This window comes from Ammoniphilus sp. CFH 90114 (genome assembly GCF_004123195.1).
Taxonomy (GTDB): domain Bacteria; phylum Bacillota; class Bacilli; order Aneurinibacillales; family RAOX-1; genus YIM-78166.
In genome coordinates, this window is sequence record NZ_SDLI01000006.1 from 293272 (window position 1) to 309868 (window position 16597).

The window sequence follows — 16597 nt, forward strand, 5'->3', positions numbered from 1 at the left end:
TTACTCTTTCTGGAACCTGCCCTAAGAAAGGGCAGGTTGGATTACTATAAGATCTCTACTTTAAGCTGTCCATCTTCATAATCGACCTTTAAACTTGCCCCGCTTACCACTTGTCCTCCTAATAAGGTTCTCGCAATAGGCGTTTCCACATGTCGCTGCATAAAGCGCTTTAGTGGTCGAGCACCATAGACCGGGTCATACGCTTCACAGGCAATGTATCCCCTTGCTTGATTGGTTATCTCTAGTTTAATTCCCTGATCTCTCAGTCGATCCGTAAGATCGTTCCACAGAAGATCTATGATTCTGATAATTTCCTGTTCGGTCAACGGTTTAAACAGAATCAAGTCATCTATCCGATTTAAAAATTCCGGGCGGAAGTGTCTCTTTAATTCATATAGGACGGCTTCTTTCGCCTCTTCTGTGATACTCCCTTGTTGGTTAATCCCTTCTAACAGATGCCCGGAACCAATATTGGATGTCATAATGATGACAGTATTCTTAAAATCAACTACCCTACCTTGTGAATCCGTGACTCTCCCATCATCAAGTATTTGCAATAGAATATTAAATACGTCATAATGAGCTTTCTCCATTTCATCAAAAAGGATAACACAGTAAGGCTTCCTTCTGACAGCCTCGGTCAGTTGGCCACCTTCCTCATAACCTACGTATCCAGGAGGAGCGCCTAGTAATCTTGATACCGCATGCTTTTCCATATATTCACTCATATCGAATCGAATGAGATGATCTTCTGAGTCAAGGAGAGCCTCGGCTAGTGTTTTCGCCAGTTCCGTTTTCCCTACTCCGGTTGGGCCTAGGAATAAAAAGGAGCCAATGGGTCTTCTTGGATCCTTGATCCCAGCTCTCGCACGTATTATCGCATCAGCAACTCCTTGAACGGCCTCTTCCTGTCCGATCACTCGCTGATGTAGCACCTGATCTAGTTTTAGTAATTTTTCTCGCTCACCTTCGATAAGTTTAGCTATAGGGATGCCTGTCCATCTAGCTATGATTCTCGTAATTTCATCCTCTGTTACTTCTTCACGAAGAAGAGTTGTCTCGCTCCCTCTTTTTTCTGACATCTTGCTTTCTTCTTCTCGCAGCTTTTTTTCAAGATTTGGCAAGGATCCGTACTTTATTTCAGCAGCCTTATTTAAATCATACTCCCTTTCAGCCGAGAGCATTTGTTGCTGGAGGCGCTCGATGTCTTCCCTTATTTTTTGGATAGATAGTAGAGATTCTTTCTCATGTTCCCACTGTGCTCTTAAACGGTGAAGAATCTCCTTATGCTCTGCTAGTTCTTTTTGAAGTTGTACTAAACGCTCCTGACTCGCTCGATCGGTTTCCTTTTTCAGTGCGGCTTCTTCTACCTCTAGCTTCATCACTTTTCTGCATATTTCGTCAAGCTCGGACGGCATCGAATCAATTTCGGTGCGAATGAGAGCACAAGCTTCATCCATAAGATCTATGGCTTTGTCCGGGAGAAAACGGTCGGTAATATAGCGGTTTGATAGTATAGCTGCTGCCACAAGAGCTTGGTCATGGATTTTAACCCCGTGAAAAATTTCAAACCTTTCTTTTAGTCCTCTTAAAATGGAGATGGTGTCCTCAACCGTAGGTTCTTGAACGATAACAGGCTGAAATCTCCGTTCCAATGCAGCATCTTTTTCAATATATTTACGATATTCATCAAGTGTCGTAGCTCCTATGCAATGTAGTTCTCCTCTTGCCAGCATGGGTTTGAGCATATTTCCTGCGTCCATAGCCCCTTCCGCTTTTCCAGCGCCAACAATGGTATGAATCTCATCAATGAAGAGCAGGATCTGTCCTTCACTCTTTTTAACTTCCTGTAAGACTGCCTTCAATCTTTCCTCAAATTCTCCTCGAAACTTCGCCCCTGCCACTAGAGCCCCCATATCGAGGGAAAATACTCTTTTACTCCTTAGTCCTTCGGGAACATCTCCCCGCACAATACGGTGAGCAAGTCCTTCCACAATGGCTGTTTTCCCTACTCCCGGTTCCCCCATTAGTACCGGATTATTCTTGGTTTTGCGGGATAATATCTGAATAATTCTGCGGATCTCTGCATCGCGACCGATAACTGGGTCGAGTTTATTGGTACGGGCCGCTAAGACCAGGTCTTGCCCATACTTCTCTAGAGCTTCATAAGTCGCCTCTGGGTGATTGCTTGTCACTCGTTGATTCCCCCGAACTTGAAATAATGAATGTAAGAAAAAGTCTCGAGTTATTCTCTCATTCTTTAAGTAAGAACCTAAACTTGTCTTCTCGGCTTGAGAGATTAAACCAAGGAAAAGGTGCTCGACTGAAATATACTCATCATTCATTTTTTTAGCTTCTTCTTCCGCCTCAAGCAACGCTTGTCTAGATAAACCGCTAATGTATACCTTACCCATTTCTCGACCGGGTCCTGACACCCTAGCTTTCCGTTCCAAAATTTGGGCCAATCCCTGTGAGATGGACTTAACAGAAACACCCATCTTCTCCAATAGACTTGGAATTAACCCGTCCTGCTGTTCAACCAGTGCCGATAGCAAGTGTTCCAAATCTATTTCGGCGTGACCATAGCGGGCTGCTATTGTTTCTGCCTGCTGAATCGCTTCAAGGGACTTTACCGTAAAACGATCCATATCCATTGGTCATTCCTCCCTTGTAATTTCCTATACTTATGTAAAGGAACTATCCTTATTGATTACCAATATTTATTTTATTATAAAACCAGCTGTAGGCGGAAGCGGGAACAAACCCAAAGCCTTTCGATATCTTTTAGGCCTTAAACTTTTTAATCCCTTCTTGTAACTCTGTTGACAACTGCTGCAAGTGATTTACTGCCAACCAAACTTCGTTCATTGTCTCCACTTGATTTTCTGTAGTTGTTGCCACTTGTTCACTAGCGACTTTCGCTTGTTCCGAAATTTGTGAAATGCCATTCATCATTTCAAGCATGCTAGCCATGCTCGCATTGACTTCTTCTACAATTGCTGAAACTTCCTGGGACTGACTCGCTACCTCTTCTACGACTCTTGCAATCACTTGGAAGGCCTCACCTGTTTGATGGACCTGTTCCATACCTTCCTTCATAGCCACTGATCCTTCACTCATAGAACCAACGGCACTCATAGCCTCTTGTTGGATATCTTGGATTAAGGTGTTAATTTTCCCAGCTGATTGGCCCGATTGTTCTGCCAACTTCCGAACTTCATCAGCAACCACAGCGAACCCTCTTCCATGTTCTCCCGCTCGAGCCGCTTCTATAGCTGCATTGAGAGCTAAGAGATTAGTTTGATTAGCAATATCGGTAATCAACGATACAATCTGACTTATTTCTTTAGACTTGCTTCCAAGATGGTTAATAATTTGGCTCGTTACTTCTACCTTCTCATATACTAGTTTCATATGATCGATCGTTCCTTTAACGACATGGTTTCCGTTTGCCACCTGTTGGCTAGCTGTCACCGTTTGATCCGCAACTGTCTGTATGGAGTGTGCCACTTGATCGATACCTTTAGAAATTTCATTTACCACCTGTTCTGCGTCATAAGATTTGGAAAACTGTTCATCAGAACCTGCCGCAACCATCCGTACAGCATGCGTTATTTCTTCCATACTTTGACGATTAAGATCAGACTGCTCAACGAGTTTGATCGTTGAATCATTTACACCTTCAACGCTATTTCCTACACGAATAACTAATTCCTTTAGGTTTTGTGTCATTCTATTAAAGTCACTTGCGAGTTGAGCGAGTTCGTCTCTTCCTTGAATATGTACCTCTTTTGTCAGATTTCCGCTTGCAACATCTTGAACAGCAGCACGTAAGGTAACGATCGGACGTATGAGGTAACTAGCCAACAAGTAAGATATAGCCATCCCCACTAAAATCATAAGGAGAACAATAACTACATTTGCTTTAGTTAGATTGTTTAAGGGGAGGTATAACTCTTGTATCGGAGCCGTCACTAACACGACCCAACCATTTTGAGTTAAAACAAAAGAACCAAACCTTTCTATGCCATCCTCTAACTCATAGTTCGTAAATGTGTTCACTCCTTCTTTTGCTTGTTGGAAAGAATTCGTGAGCTCTTCAACCCCAAACTCTTCGATATTCTTCTTCATAATTAACTCAGAGTCAGGATGATAAATGATGGTCCCCTGTGTATCTAGCAATGTTGCGTATCCTGTTTCTCTTACTTTAACAGTGGACAGTAGTTTTGTAGCCTCTTCTAAATTGATTGAAGCTGTTAAATGAGCGACAGTTTTCCCATCTTTAACGATAGGGGCACCTATAATAACGGCTAGGCTGCCATCTGCTTTTGATACCACAGGGTCCGAAATAATAGATTTTCCAGCTGATAAATCCTTAATAAACGGGCGTGAAGAAATATCCACTGCATTGCCCTGATGAGTAAAGGAATTTGCTCCAAGAAGATCTGGTGAATAAATGATGGCTGTGAGGAAGCTTAATTGAGATTGAGCTTGTTTGATAAATGCTAACACCTTCTCATTATCGCCATAATATGTACTAGCCGTAGCAGCAAGGGTATCCATTACACTTTGCTTGGTATATAAAAATTTCTCTAATTCAACCGCAACATTGGTTGCTTCTAAACTACTTTCTTGCCTTAACTGTTCTTCTAGAATTCTTGCAGAATTGTAATGATTTACACCAGCTAACAGAAGAAGACTCGATAACAGCAAACTAGATACTAAAATGAGTATCTTCGTTTTCATACTTTTCATGAACAATACATCCCTTCAAAAATTATTCATTCTACCTAGTCTCAAAGATACAAGTCATAGTACCATATTCCTAAATTTTGAAGTGTAAACAATTTATACAAAATCAAAAAAAGCAAAGCACATGTGTACTTTGCTTTATGAGTTGCTTAAACTCTGTAGATTCTTGCTTCCCAAGGACGGAGGAGGTGTTGTTTATCCCCTTCTTCTATAGGATAGTTATGAATGAGTAGTTCTCCCACATCATGTGGAATCTTAAAACTGTTCGCAGCGTTAGAGATGTTTAGGATAACCAAAATCTTCTCGTCCTCTAACTCTCGTTCATACGCGTAAATGTGTGGGTCATCTTTCGTTAAATCGTGATACGATCCGTAAACCATGACTAAATTCTCTTTCCGAAGGTGAATGAGCGTTCGGTAGTAATAATACACGGATTCTGGATCCTGTACTGCCTGTTCAACATTAATGTCTACATAATTGGGATTGACTGTTATCCATGGAATACCTTGTGTAAATCCTGCGTTACTCCCCCGATTCCATTGCATCGGTGTACGAGAATTGTCTCGGCTAAGTAACTGGAGACCTTCCAATACTTCTCTTGGATTACGGCCTTTGGACACTTCTTCCCTATACTTGTTTTTCATAGCAATATCATGATAGTCCTCAATCGAGTTGAATCGAACACCAGTCATCCCAATTTCTTCCCCTTGATATATATACGGCATGCCTGGTAAGGTATGGAGCATAGTAGCAAATAACTTAGCACACTCGATACGGTATTCTTCATCATTTCCGTAACGTGTTACGAGACGAGTATGGTCATGGTTATTCAGAAACTGCGAATTCCAGCCCCTTCCCCATAAACCGTCATACCAACGCTGTTGAATTTCCTTAAACCTCTTCATATCCCAAGTCGGCATATCGTCAGCCACTTCAAAATGAAATAAGGTATGAAGCTCATCTCTATCTTCCCCTACATAGAGCAATCCATCTTCCGGGGTAACAAAGGGGATCTCTCCGACGGTAAAAATATCATAATCCCTCAAAACCTTATCATGCATTTCCTTTAAATACTCATGGATGCCTGGATTATTCCCAAGATAATCGATCTTGTCTGGATACTGAGCGTCCGGAAAGTCGTCTATCTTCGCTAATAAATTGATAACATCCATGCGGAAACCATCAATTCCCTTGTCTAACCAATAACGCATCATCTTATAGATCTCTTCGCGGACTTCGGTATTCTCCCAATTCAGATCGGGCTGTTCTACAGCAAATGAATGGAAATAATACTGACCTGTTCTGGAGTCATATTCCCATGTCGATGGGGCAAAATAGGATCGCCAATTATTAGGTGGTTGATCTCCTTTTCCATCTCGCCATATGTACCAATCTCGCTTTGGATTATTTAATGATGCCCTAGATTCAATGAACCACGGATGTTGATTAGAGGTATGGTTCACGACCAGATCCAAAATGAGCTTCATCCCCCGTTTATGTACCTCATCTAATAATTCATCAAAATCATTCATGGATCCTGCTTTCGGCATGATACCATAGTAATCAGAAATATCATATCCGTTGTCTACATCAGGAGATTCATAACATGGATTCAACCATATCACGTCGACACCGAGATTTTGGATATAATCTAACTTAGCGAGGACCCCTTGCAAGTCACCAAAACCATCCCCATCAGAGTCCAAAAAACTGCGCCAATAGACTTGATAAACGATAGATTCTTTCCACCAGGCTCTCTTCACTTGGTATTCCTCCTTAATTGAACTACCGCACTTTAAAATCAGTTCATTAAAGGATTTACTATGAGTTGATTTTCCATACCTCTTACGAATAAGAAGTCTTCCATCACTAGACTAACGAGGTAATTAAATAAATGGCTGCTCCCCACATCACGATAGCAGATACCTTACTCAGCCACTTAAGCAACTTTCCCGATTTGTCTACTGTTCCTATTAGACGTCCGGCCATCGCCAAACTAATAAACCATAACCATGAAACAAGGATACACGATACAGTAAACACCCACTTCTCACTACCTATATATTGTAGAGAGCTAGTTCCAATCACTCCAATTGTATCAAGTATAGCGTGGGGATTTAGCAACGATACCGACATAGCAAACATCATTTGTTTTCTCGCTGTGAATGTCTGTTGACCCCCGCCTTCAGCTTGTGGGGTACTATTCCAAGTTGCCCACCCCATATACACTAAAAAGAGCGTACCTCCAACGAGAAGTATATACTTAAACCATATAACATTTAAAACGAGCAAAGATACACCTGTGACCGCTAATACGATAAGCAGTGTGTCACAAAGAGAAGCTGTTAGAACAGCAGGCATCGCTCGAACTACTGGTCTTTGTAATACTCCCTGATTGAAAATAAACACATTCTGAACCCCTAATGGAAGGATGAGACCTAACGCCAGAATAAAGCCATGTATTGCTGATTGTATCACGTGAAATACCTCCATTATGTTTTGCTTTTTTCTCATTTGATCTTATAACGTTGAGATCTCTTTGTCTCCATCCAATTGGTTGGCTCATATACCAACCAAATAGTATAATAGCTCGTAGTGATGGAAAGAATAAGGAGTTGCATACTTTTGTTGGATTGGATACCGGATAAAACCTCTTCTGTACCTCTTTACATACAAATTAAGGAATATATAAGAACCAACATTGAAAATGGCCGATGGACTGTAGGAATGAAAATACCTACTCAGAGATATTTAGCTGAAAAATATGGTGTCAATCGAAGTACAGTAGTTACCGCAATTGAGGAACTGATCGGTGAGGGTTTATTGGAAGGAAAAAGCGGAAGTGGTACAAGAGTGGCTAATAATTCATGGTCTCTGCTTTCTGCATTGCGTCCACCAAACTGGAGTGTCTATGTAGATAACGGAATTCATTACCCCAATCTATCTACCATTCAAAAAATAAACCAGCTTGAATTTCAGCCGCACATACAACGGTTGGGCACAGGTGAAATGTCCCCTAGCCTTTTTCCTTCAGCTATGATGAAACAAATCTTGCAAACTGTCTCCCAACAAGTCACTTCCTTAGGCTACGAAGAACCAAAGGGTTCTCTTGGACTGAGGAAGGAAATTTCTCGATACCTGGCAACCAAGGGATTGAACGTTGATCCATCATCGGTTCTCATCGTATCTGGCGCTTTGCAAGCCATACAGCTGATCGCAATCGGTATTCTTAAGAAAGGCTCTACCATCTTACATGAGAGACCTTCCTATCTCTATTCGCTTCATGTCTTTCAATCAGCAGGAATGAACCTACAAGGTATTCCTATGGATTCTGAAGGCCTAGATGTGAAGATGATGATTGGAGAAAGAAGGAAAACCAATGCTGCTATTTTATATACCATCCCTTCTTTTCACAATCCTACTGGTCTAACCATGTCGCAAAAGAGAAGAACAGATATTCTTAACACCTGCGAACGAGAGAGTCTACCCATCATAGAAGATGATGTATATGGAGATCTTTGGTTTGATTCCCCAGCTCCACTTCCTTTAAAGTCTCACGATCGTACGGGCCAAGTATTATATCTGGGAAGCTTGTCCAAGACTTTATCTCCAGGTTTGCGTATCGGGTGGTTGATTGGACCTGAGACCGTCATAGACCGGTTAGCTGACATCAAAATGCAAACAGACTACGGAAGCAGTTCTATATCCCAAAGGGCGGCCGAGGAGTGGCTTGCAAGCGGAATGTATACCATTCATTTAGAACGCATTCGTGATGAGCTAAAAAGGAGAAGGGATATAGCATTAAATGCACTTGAGAAATTTTTTTCGGGTATAGCGCGTTGGAACACTCCGACAGGCGGGTACTATATTTGGTTAGAACTCACTCATTCTATCTCGCCAACTGTTTTATTCGAGCAATGCCTCCACCATGGACTGCTTATCAATCCAGGCAGTATATATGGTTCGTACGAAACCACGACTATTCGTCTCTCTTATTCCTATGTCGAGCCACTGGATCTGCAACAAGGAATTATGAATCTTTCACATATCGTAAAAGAATTGATAAAGCAATAATGATAACAAACGAGATAGGGATCCTTCCTGTGCATACCAGACGTATGTGGCTATGATCCTACTTCTACATTCCATGTGCATATGGATAAAAAATTGTTTTTCATGGAAGCCTAAATTTTGTTGTTAATCCTATATAAGGGAGGTGTCTTCAACATGGCTAAACAAAGAAATCGCGCTTCAAAAGCGGATGTTCAGTCCACACAGTTAAACCAGATGCCAGTTCCTGGTCAAGCTGATACAGAGTTTTCTGCTGAACAAGCTGCAAATGTTTTTAACGCTAAACAAGCACAGGGCAATGCACAACGGAACGAGCAATAGGGATTAATTCGGAAGGGGCTGACCTAAAAGAAAGTTCATCTTTTGGGCTCAAGCCCTTTCGTCATGATTATTTGTTAACCATATGTGCAAAGGAGATAGATGGAAATGGAACTCGATAAAGATTCACTGATTAACGAGTTGGCTCAGTTTCAGAGAGCTACGATCACCCAACAGGAAGTGAACGAAATTTTTATGCGACATCTGCAATCTCAGGGCTATTCAAAAGAAGATCTACAAGAGGATAAATAAAAGAGTGATCCCACAACAGGATCACTCTTTTCGAATTATTCAAAGGATAAAACGACTCTACCATTGATTTTGCCATGAATCATATCATCAAACACTTCATTAATATCTTCCAGCGGTCTAACTTCCACAATCGTTTTAACTTTTCCTTCAGCTGCAAACTGTAAGGCTTCCTGTAAGTCCTTACGTGTACCAACGATCGATCCTACTACCTCGACCCCGTTCAATACGGTATCAAAAATAGGAATCGACATTTCTTCTGGTGGTAGTCCTACTGCTACGCATACCCCACCACGACGAACAGAACGATAAGATTGACCAAAAGCCTGTTTACTTACCGCTGTGCAAATGGATCCATGTACTCCACCAACCTCACGATGAATCCATTCGCCTGCGTCTTCGTCAATAGGATTGATGACAAGATCTGCTCCCAATGATTTGGCTAGCTCTAATTTCTCATTGCCTGTATCCACGGCAACCACTTTTAAACCCATGGCTTTAGCATATTGTATGGCAACATGACCGAGCCCGCCTATTCCAAAAATCGAAACCCATTCTCCTGGTTTTGCCTTAGAAACTTTAAGAGCTTTATACGTTGTTACACCTGCGCAAAAAATAGGTGCAGCTTCCACTGAACTCAGGTTTTCTGGGACTTTTACAACATAGTTAGCGTCCGCTTTACAATACTCCGCGTAACCACCATCTACAGAATAACCAGAGTTTAACTGGTCATGGCATAAAGTCTCACGTCCAGTTAAGCAATATTCACAGTGCCCACACGCTGTATATAACCAAGGTATACCTACTCTATCTCCTACTTTTAGATGGGTTACTCCTGGTCCTACTTGCTCTATTACTCCTACTCCTTCGTGACCAGGGATTAATGGAAGTTTAGGCTTTACAGGCCAGTCTCCATGAGCGGCATGAAGATCCGTGTGACACACACCACACGCTGTTATACGAACAAGAACTTCATTATATGAAATCTCAGGCTTAAGAGTTTCTTCAACGACAAGGGGTTCTTTAAAGGATTTAACAATGGCTGCTTTCATCTCACATTCTCCTTTGACTAATCAGTATTCTAGCTTGACAACTTCATTGTAGCCTTGGGAGAAAATCATAGTTGTGACAAACTTAACAGTGATCACCAAATCCTGCTAATTTGTTACAGAATGTTGAAAGCAGCAGAGTATTATAACTTTCCTTCATCTAAAGCTCGCTTGGCTAAGAGTTTGGTAACTGAATCATCCATTGGTGGATTATGAAGTCCGGCTCTTACGTCACGGTACCATCTCTCCAATGGCAAGGTTCGAGAAAGACTGGATCCACCAACAACACGCATAGCCAAGTCAAGTATACGAATGGCGCTATTAGTCGCAACTTTCTTGGAAAACAGGAATGCGGTCTTCCCTTGCCAAAATACAACGCTCTTCTCCATGCTCTACATAACGCATCTGACAGTAAGAGCAATACGGAACTCTTGCACCTACTACCCACCCTGTCATATTGGCTGCAAGCGGGTTTAAGTAGTGAATGATACGATCTGCATCCATCACCACCACGCCTTCTGAGAGATGGTTCACAATCGCTTCAAACCATACTGGATTCATTCCGTTGCTCCTTTACTTATCACCTTTATAGTTGAGATATTGTTTTACTACATTGCTTTTCATAAGGCTGTATAAAGTGCGCATACCGCTGTTAAATAGTAAGAAACACTATGCTCCTGTCCACTTCTCAGGATAAAGCATGGAAACCACGTTTACAATAACAATTAAGGGAACAAACCATGATTTTTGTTGGGGTTCAATTAGCATTATTTTGAGGATAAAGTTGATGGGGGTACCGTTCATTTAGATTGAAGCAATTCACAACTCTGATTAATCGACAGACTTATTGTTTTTCTTATTCCTAACAAGAATTAACAATACCATTATGTTTCCCGCTGTTAATCCTGCAAATAAAAGAGTTAAAAACATCAATAAGCTAATATATTCATTATTTTTATTTACGGTAAAGATATAGAAAGTCGTACATACTAAAACCGTGAGAATGATCGTAAATAAGGCAACAAGACGAGTTCTGATCCTTAGAGTTTTGTTCATTCTGCGTTTTCCTCCACTAAAATGAATAAGATATCCCTTAAGGATAGTATATAGGATTTTATAGTATTACCCCATACCCTGATGTTTATGTGGAGAAAAAGAAGGGTGTCCCAAAGATAGTCACCAGGGTGTGGGTAAGGGCTTCAAAGTCCCTGGTGCATGACTTCGAAATCGGATTATTTTCCGAAGGATCCTTTGAGACACCCTCTTCTAATGTCTAACGATCTCCTAACTCTCCACCCGCAAAACGCGGCTTTGCGGGAACAAACAGATCGGCAATTCCTATCACAATCGCCGCCAATATCGCACCAATCAATGTCACGCGGAGACCAGCAAGAAAGAATTGAGTAAAGTAAATCACGACCGCACTTACAATAAAGCCGATAAACCCACGACTATAGGGTGATAATCTTGGCCCCATAAAAGCTTCAATTCCCCAACCAATAGCAGCAATAATAATGGCCGCTAAGAAGGCTGTCCAAAATCCAACTACTTGAAATCCTGGAACGATCCAACCTACCAATAACAATACGATCGCTGTAACAGCGAATCGAATGAAATGACGTAAGAGTGTCATCTCTTATCCCTCCTTTCGAGTGTAATTTTGTTATATCCAACAGCTCAAATTTTATGTAATTGATAAAAAAACTCAAAACCTAATGAGATACTCTCACAATGAAAAAGAAAGATGTAATAAAGATTAGTCTGATGAATTCCTCTTGAACGGAAAAAATCGCTAAACTTAGCGACTTTTTTATATTACAAGATGTTTATTCTTTTTTTCAGCACGATAACCTTTTAGCTCTGTGAAGATTCTTTCCTTATAGCTGGCATCAGTGAATTTAATTCCGTATAGACAATGAGGTACACCCTTTTTTTTCCAAACAATATCTCCAATTAGGTTCAATTCATGTTCATGAATCTTTAGTTTTGCAACGATCTTGCTTTTTAAATGAGGAAAATCCAAATCTGTTGCTAATTTAGCACCACTCAAACTAATATCGAGAACAGACATAAAACCCCATTTGTCTGAGTTCGTTTCGACTCCCTGTATGTGAGTCAGTTGAAAAGAACCTATAATGGGCGGATTAAAAACAAAACGGAATCCCTCCTGTCGCCGATATATTCCATCAGAACTCATGTAACTTCCCCCTCACCTTATACTCATTACCACTATTATAATAAGGAAAAAGTTCCACGTCCTGAATTCCTGTTAAATTTTAGAAAGACTTAATATCGCCATACTTCAGTGTTTATTATTTAAGGGGACATTAAATACCAAAATAAGAAACATGGTAACCAATACCGTAAAAAAAATAGCTAATAAAGGTTTTTTGAGATGAACACGAATCAGTATAAACATAATGTTATAAAAAACAAATGACCAACTGACTTTCCAACCATGATAATATTTTATTTTCCCAAACCATACCCAAACGCACTCAATCAAGGTGAAAGCTGCCACCCAAAGGAAAAAATATAGGAGCTTTGTTTTAAAGGGGCTCTGATTCGGATAACGTGACAAATATAGGAACGATATGGCAGGTACAATGATGAAAATATACAATAAGTCGGTCAAACTATGATTAGACAACCAATCAGGAACCCATCGCCACAAAGGGTAATGATGGCAGAGGAAATTATAGAGCAAATTACATATGGCAACATAAAGGAGGGTTGAATAATAGATCGTCCAATTTCTTATATCTCCCCATCTCCATACAAATCCAATAAATAGAACGGCTGTTAAAACGTGCATTTTATTCCCTACTTCTTTTCATATATTAACAATAGTTTGCATCATGAGTTTACCTAATATGTTCAACTCTTGAAACTTTTTTCTAATGACTTACGTATATGGAAGTAATTACTATTGAATAAGAGGAGGTTTCATCGTGTCCCTATTTCACAGATTACGTAATTTAACTTTATCCAATATTTATTCATTCATAGATAAAGCCGAAGACCCAATCAAAATGACGGATCAATATCTTCGTAATATGCAGGCAGATATAGAGGAAGCTGAAAAAGCTGTGGCCACCCAGATCGCAATCGAAAAGAAATTCAAACAGCTTTATGAAGAGCAGGAAGCACTAGTAACAAAGCGAGATGAACAGGCTCACCTAGCTGCACAAGCCAAAAATATCGATCTAGCCCGTAGAGCGTTAGAAGAGAAAAAAATAGCCGAACAAAAAAAGCAAGAATACCTAGCAAGCTATGAACTAAACAAGACTGCAGCAGATACCCTTAGAGAAAAGTTAGCGGATATGCGTAACCAGATTACTCAACTAAAGAGTAAACGAGAGGCACTCGTGGCTCGTGCTAATGCAGCAAAAGCACAAAAAGGGATCAATAAAGCGATGACTAGTATCAGTTCAAGTAGTGCCGTGAATGGCTTAAACCGTATGCAAGACAAAGTATTGCAACTAGAAGCCGAAGCTGAAGCAAGTCATGATATGAACAAGCGTGAGAAGTCTCTTGATGAGGAGTTTGCTAATCTAGAAAAAAACAACGAAATCGAAGAAGAATTAACAGAGCTATTGAAGAAGTATGAGTCCTAATTTATCAGGTAGTGATTGCATAAAAGACGAACACATAGGCGGTTGTGTTCGTCTTTTTTATATGATTCTTTTTAAGTTTAAGCCATAGCCCAGACAGAAAGAGATGGCACATTACCTGGATTGATATAACGGTGAGGGATTGTACTCGTGAAATGAATACTATCGCCCTCCCCTAAGTGAATTTCTTGATTGCCATAGATAACGGTAAGTTCACCTTGTAAAACTAATCCACATTCTTCTCCAGAATGTGAGACAAGCTCCTGCTCTTTCATTTCACCTGGTTGAATCTCTACAAGCAAGAACTGAATCTTACCTGCTTGGTTCTGTGATAAATAATGATATTTTACATTTGCATTAGACAATTCCATCATCCTTCGTTGTGCTCTACGTACGACCAATTGTTCCGCCTGCATTTCCTGGAAAAATTGGTGAATGGGAATGTCTAATGCATTACAAATCTTCCAGAACGTACCTACCGTTGGATCTACAAGACCTCTTTCGATCTGGGAGAGTAAACTAGCACTTAACCCCGTTAGCTCCGCTAATTCCTTAAGTGTTAAATTCTTCAGCCTTCGACTATCACGTACCCGTTCTCCTTGAAACATCTGAGCTCACCTCTTTGACATGACATGCAACGTAATGATTCACGTCCCATTCCTCAAAGGGAGGGGGTTGGTGACATTGGTCCATACGACTTGGACACTTATCATAAAAAATACATGATCTATCTCCACCTGAATCTTGAGGTGCAGCAAAACCAACGTTTTCCTTGGGATCATCAAATACACTTGGTAACGAAGATAACAAAATCTTAGTATATGGATGACCAGGCTTCTCAAACAACGTTTTGGCAGTGCCTATTTCAACTATTTTTCCTTTATACATGACAGCGATCCTATCACACATATAACGGATAACCGACATGTTATGTGAGATGAAAAGATAGGTAAGATTGCGCTCCCTTTTTAATTCCTTTAACAGATTCAAAACCTGCGCCTGAACAGAAACATCTAAAGCGGAAGTCGGTTCATCTAGGACGATAAAGGATGGATCCGTGATCAATGCACGTGCAATCGCAATTCTCTGTCTTTGTCCACCACTAAATTCGTGAGGATACCGTGAAAGATGTTCTTCCTTTAGGCCCACTCTCTTAATCAAGGCATTTAATCTTTCTTCTTTTCCTTTTTCTTTGCGCTCCTGTGAACTTAAGGCATATAGGGGCTCTACGATAATATCTCTTACCGTCATACGCGGATTCAAGGACGATTGAGGATCCTGGAATACAATTTGTATTTCACCAGGTCTAGGACTATTAAACCTCCCCTTTGCATTCCAAAGCGATTCTCCTTGGTATCGAATGATTCCTTGACTTGGATATTCTAGACCGATTAACATTTTTCCTAATGTGCTTTTTCCAGACCCTGATTCACCAACCAAGCCAAAAGCCTCACCTTTTCTAATCCCCATATTAGCGCCGGTTACTGCATGAACAACTCTCTTGCCCTCACCAAACTGTTTGCTCACTTGGTTAAAGTCCATTAAAGGGATATCAGTCAATTGAATCACCTCCGTCTTGTTCTGCTGCCCAACAGGATACAGCGTGACGTTCCTGGACCACGTTCATAACAGGAGGCTTCTCATGGCAGATTCCCATCACACGATCACAGCGGGAGGCAAATGCACACCCGATGGGTCGATTCCGCAGATCAGGAACCTCCCCTGGTATGGCGTGTAATGGCTCATCAGGATCAGCCAAGTCCGGAAGAGCATGCAGAAGCGCCTTTGTATAAGGGTGCTTCGGTGCCCGTAATACGCTCTCTGTCTTCCCCATCTCGATGACTTCTCCTGCATACATGACAACTACCCGTTGACATATTTCGGAAACAACACCCAGATCATGGGTAATAAGTAATACAGAGGTTCCTCGTTTCTCTGAGAGCTCTTTCATCAATTTGAGAATCTCATATTGAATAGTTACATCGAGAGCTGTAGTAGGCTCATCCGCAATTAATAAATCTGGTGGAGCTGCCATGGCCAAGGCGATCACGACCCTTTGTCGCATCCCTCCACTTAGTTCAAATGGGTATTTGTCTGCCACAAGATGGGGTTCGTGAATGTGCACCTCCTCAAAAGCCTTAACGGCTAATTGATAAGCTTCTTTCTTCGACACTCCTCGGTGACGTTTGATGACCTCGGCTAGCTGTTTTCCTACTTTCATCGTGGGATGTAAGGCGGTCATCGGTTCCTGGAACACCATACCGATCTGTTTCCCACGGATATTTTGTCTTTCTTTCTTATCTAACGTTATCAGGTTTCTTCCTGCATACAATATTTCACCGCTTGTGATCATAGCATTCTTCTCAAGCAGACCTAAAACAGATAACGCCGTTACTGATTTACCAGAACCAGACTCTCCTACCACACCAAGGATTTCACCTTTACCAATGGAGAAACTGACATTTTTTAAAGCTTCAACCGTCCCTCTCATCCCTTTAAATTTTACCGTCAAGTCTTTGATCTCAAGTATCATTTATTCAACCC

17 protein-coding genes and 1 pseudogene are annotated in these 16597 nt (G+C 41.0%); 4 read left to right on the forward strand and 14 right to left on the reverse strand.

What is annotated here, in order from left to right; genetic code table 11:
* Positions 1–44: 44 nt before the first annotated feature.
* The 4 genes from clpB to EIZ39_RS15770 form a co-directional block, all read right to left on the reverse strand.
* Positions 45–2654 carry an ATP-dependent chaperone ClpB gene (gene clpB / locus EIZ39_RS15755; RefSeq protein WP_129200938.1) on the reverse strand — a complete coding sequence of 870 codons (2610 nt, stop codon included), beginning with the start codon at positions 2652–2654 and terminating at the stop codon, positions 45–47.
* Positions 2655–2784: 130 nt separating this feature from the next.
* A complete protein-coding gene (locus EIZ39_RS15760; protein WP_129200939.1) occupies positions 2785–4755 on the reverse strand; it encodes a methyl-accepting chemotaxis protein in 1971 nt (656 codons plus the stop codon).
* 146 nt (positions 4756–4901) lie between these two features.
* On the reverse strand, positions 4902–6515 hold the full coding sequence (locus tag EIZ39_RS15765; protein ID WP_129200940.1) for a glycoside hydrolase family 13 protein: 1614 nt from the start codon (positions 6513–6515) through the stop codon (positions 4902–4904).
* A 106-nt stretch (positions 6516–6621) separates the two neighbouring features.
* Positions 6622–7230, reverse strand: a complete 609-nt coding sequence (locus EIZ39_RS15770) for a LysE/ArgO family amino acid transporter (protein ID WP_129200941.1) — start codon at positions 7228–7230, stop codon at positions 6622–6624.
* A gap of 147 nt (positions 7231–7377) precedes the next feature.
* Between EIZ39_RS15770 and pdxR the strand changes: the two genes are divergently transcribed.
* From pdxR to EIZ39_RS26705, 3 genes are all read left to right on the forward strand, one after another.
* Positions 7378–8826 carry a MocR-like pyridoxine biosynthesis transcription factor PdxR gene (gene pdxR, locus EIZ39_RS15775; protein ID WP_368666325.1) on the forward strand — a complete coding sequence of 483 codons (1449 nt, stop codon included), beginning with the start codon at positions 7378–7380 and terminating at the stop codon, positions 8824–8826.
* Positions 8827–8979: 153 nt separating this feature from the next.
* Complete coding sequence (locus EIZ39_RS26700) at positions 8980–9144, forward strand: hypothetical protein (RefSeq protein ID WP_164985125.1); 165 nt, start codon at positions 8980–8982, stop codon at positions 9142–9144.
* Positions 9145–9249: 105 nt separating this feature from the next.
* Entirely contained in the window at positions 9250–9393 is a 144-nt protein-coding gene (locus EIZ39_RS26705; RefSeq protein WP_164985126.1) for a hypothetical protein, read from the forward strand.
* 35 nt (positions 9394–9428) lie between these two features.
* Here the strand turns inward: EIZ39_RS26705 and adhP are convergent, their stop codons facing one another.
* The 7 genes and pseudogenes from adhP to EIZ39_RS27760 form a co-directional block, all read right to left on the reverse strand.
* Positions 9429–10442, reverse strand: a complete 1014-nt coding sequence (gene adhP, locus EIZ39_RS15780) for an alcohol dehydrogenase AdhP (protein ID WP_129200942.1) — start codon at positions 10440–10442, stop codon at positions 9429–9431.
* A gap of 140 nt (positions 10443–10582) precedes the next feature.
* Positions 10583–10780, reverse strand: a pseudogene (locus EIZ39_RS15785) (acyl-CoA dehydrogenase family protein); the annotation flags it as partial.
* Positions 10761–11000 (reverse strand): PAS domain-containing protein, encoded by a 240-nt coding sequence (locus tag EIZ39_RS15790; protein ID WP_129200944.1) that lies wholly within the window; start codon positions 10998–11000, stop codon positions 10761–10763. The pseudogene EIZ39_RS15785 and the gene EIZ39_RS15790, both read right to left, overlap by 20 nt.
* A 270-nt stretch (positions 11001–11270) precedes the next feature.
* Positions 11271–11495, reverse strand: a complete 225-nt coding sequence (locus EIZ39_RS26710) for a hypothetical protein (protein ID WP_164985127.1) — start codon at positions 11493–11495, stop codon at positions 11271–11273.
* Between the two features lie 217 nt (positions 11496–11712).
* A complete protein-coding gene (locus EIZ39_RS15795; RefSeq protein WP_129200945.1) occupies positions 11713–12072 on the reverse strand; it encodes a phage holin family protein in 360 nt (119 codons plus the stop codon).
* Positions 12073–12249: 177 nt separating this feature from the next.
* Positions 12250–12636 (reverse strand): PilZ domain-containing protein, encoded by a 387-nt coding sequence (locus EIZ39_RS15800; RefSeq protein WP_129200946.1) that lies wholly within the window; start codon positions 12634–12636, stop codon positions 12250–12252.
* 105 nt (positions 12637–12741) lie between these two features.
* The gene (locus tag EIZ39_RS27760; RefSeq protein ID WP_368666326.1) at positions 12742–13254 is read right to left on the reverse strand and encodes a CBO0543 family protein; all 513 of its coding nucleotides are present in this window, start codon (positions 13252–13254) and stop codon (positions 12742–12744) included.
* A gap of 136 nt (positions 13255–13390) precedes the next feature.
* Between EIZ39_RS27760 and EIZ39_RS15805 the strand changes: the two genes are divergently transcribed.
* Entirely contained in the window at positions 13391–14056 is a 666-nt protein-coding gene (locus EIZ39_RS15805; RefSeq protein ID WP_129200947.1) for a PspA/IM30 family protein, read from the forward strand.
* A 77-nt stretch (positions 14057–14133) separates the two neighbouring features.
* Here the strand turns inward: EIZ39_RS15805 and EIZ39_RS15810 are convergent, their stop codons facing one another.
* The 3 genes from EIZ39_RS15810 to EIZ39_RS15820 are packed head-to-tail and all read right to left on the reverse strand — an operon-like array spanning position 14134 to position 16586.
* Positions 14134–14661, reverse strand: coding sequence for a helix-turn-helix domain-containing protein (locus EIZ39_RS15810; protein ID WP_129200948.1), 528 nt, complete (start codon positions 14659–14661; stop codon positions 14134–14136).
* Entirely contained in the window at positions 14636–15613 is a 978-nt protein-coding gene (locus EIZ39_RS15815) for an oligopeptide/dipeptide ABC transporter ATP-binding protein (RefSeq protein ID WP_240675829.1), read from the reverse strand. Before EIZ39_RS15815 ends, EIZ39_RS15810 begins: the two co-directional genes overlap by 26 nt.
* Complete coding sequence (locus tag EIZ39_RS15820; RefSeq protein WP_205668568.1) at positions 15606–16586, reverse strand: ABC transporter ATP-binding protein; 981 nt, start codon at positions 16584–16586, stop codon at positions 15606–15608. Before EIZ39_RS15820 ends, EIZ39_RS15815 begins: the two co-directional genes overlap by 8 nt.
* Between the last annotated feature and the right edge of the window lie 11 nt (positions 16587–16597).

Coding starts and splice junctions, on each gene's coding strand:
- clpB (WP_129200938.1), bottom strand. CDS start 2,654: ATGGATATGGATCGTTTTACGGTAAAGTCCCTTGAAGCGATTCAGCAG.
- EIZ39_RS15760 (WP_129200939.1), bottom strand. CDS start 4,755: ATGAAAAGTATGAAAACGAAGATACTCATTTTAGTATCTAGTTTGCTG.
- EIZ39_RS26700 (WP_164985125.1), top strand. CDS start 8,980: ATGGCTAAACAAAGAAATCGCGCTTCAAAAGCGGATGTTCAGTCCACA.
- EIZ39_RS26705 (WP_164985126.1), top strand. CDS start 9,250: ATGGAACTCGATAAAGATTCACTGATTAACGAGTTGGCTCAGTTTCAG.
- adhP (WP_129200942.1), bottom strand. CDS start 10,442: ATGAAAGCAGCCATTGTTAAATCCTTTAAAGAACCCCTTGTCGTTGAA.
- EIZ39_RS15790 (WP_129200944.1), bottom strand. CDS start 11,000: ATGAATCCAGTATGGTTTGAAGCGATTGTGAACCATCTCTCAGAAGGC.
- EIZ39_RS26710 (WP_164985127.1), bottom strand. CDS start 11,495: ATGAACAAAACTCTAAGGATCAGAACTCGTCTTGTTGCCTTATTTACG.
- EIZ39_RS15795 (WP_129200945.1), bottom strand. CDS start 12,072: ATGACACTCTTACGTCATTTCATTCGATTCGCTGTTACAGCGATCGTA.
- EIZ39_RS15800 (WP_129200946.1), bottom strand. CDS start 12,636: ATGAGTTCTGATGGAATATATCGGCGACAGGAGGGATTCCGTTTTGTT.
- EIZ39_RS27760 (WP_368666326.1), bottom strand. CDS start 13,254: ATGCACGTTTTAACAGCCGTTCTATTTATTGGATTTGTATGGAGATGG.
- EIZ39_RS15810 (WP_129200948.1), bottom strand. CDS start 14,661: ATGTTTCAAGGAGAACGGGTACGTGATAGTCGAAGGCTGAAGAATTTA.
- EIZ39_RS15820 (WP_205668568.1), bottom strand. CDS start 16,586: ATGATACTTGAGATCAAAGACTTGACGGTAAAATTTAAAGGGATGAGA.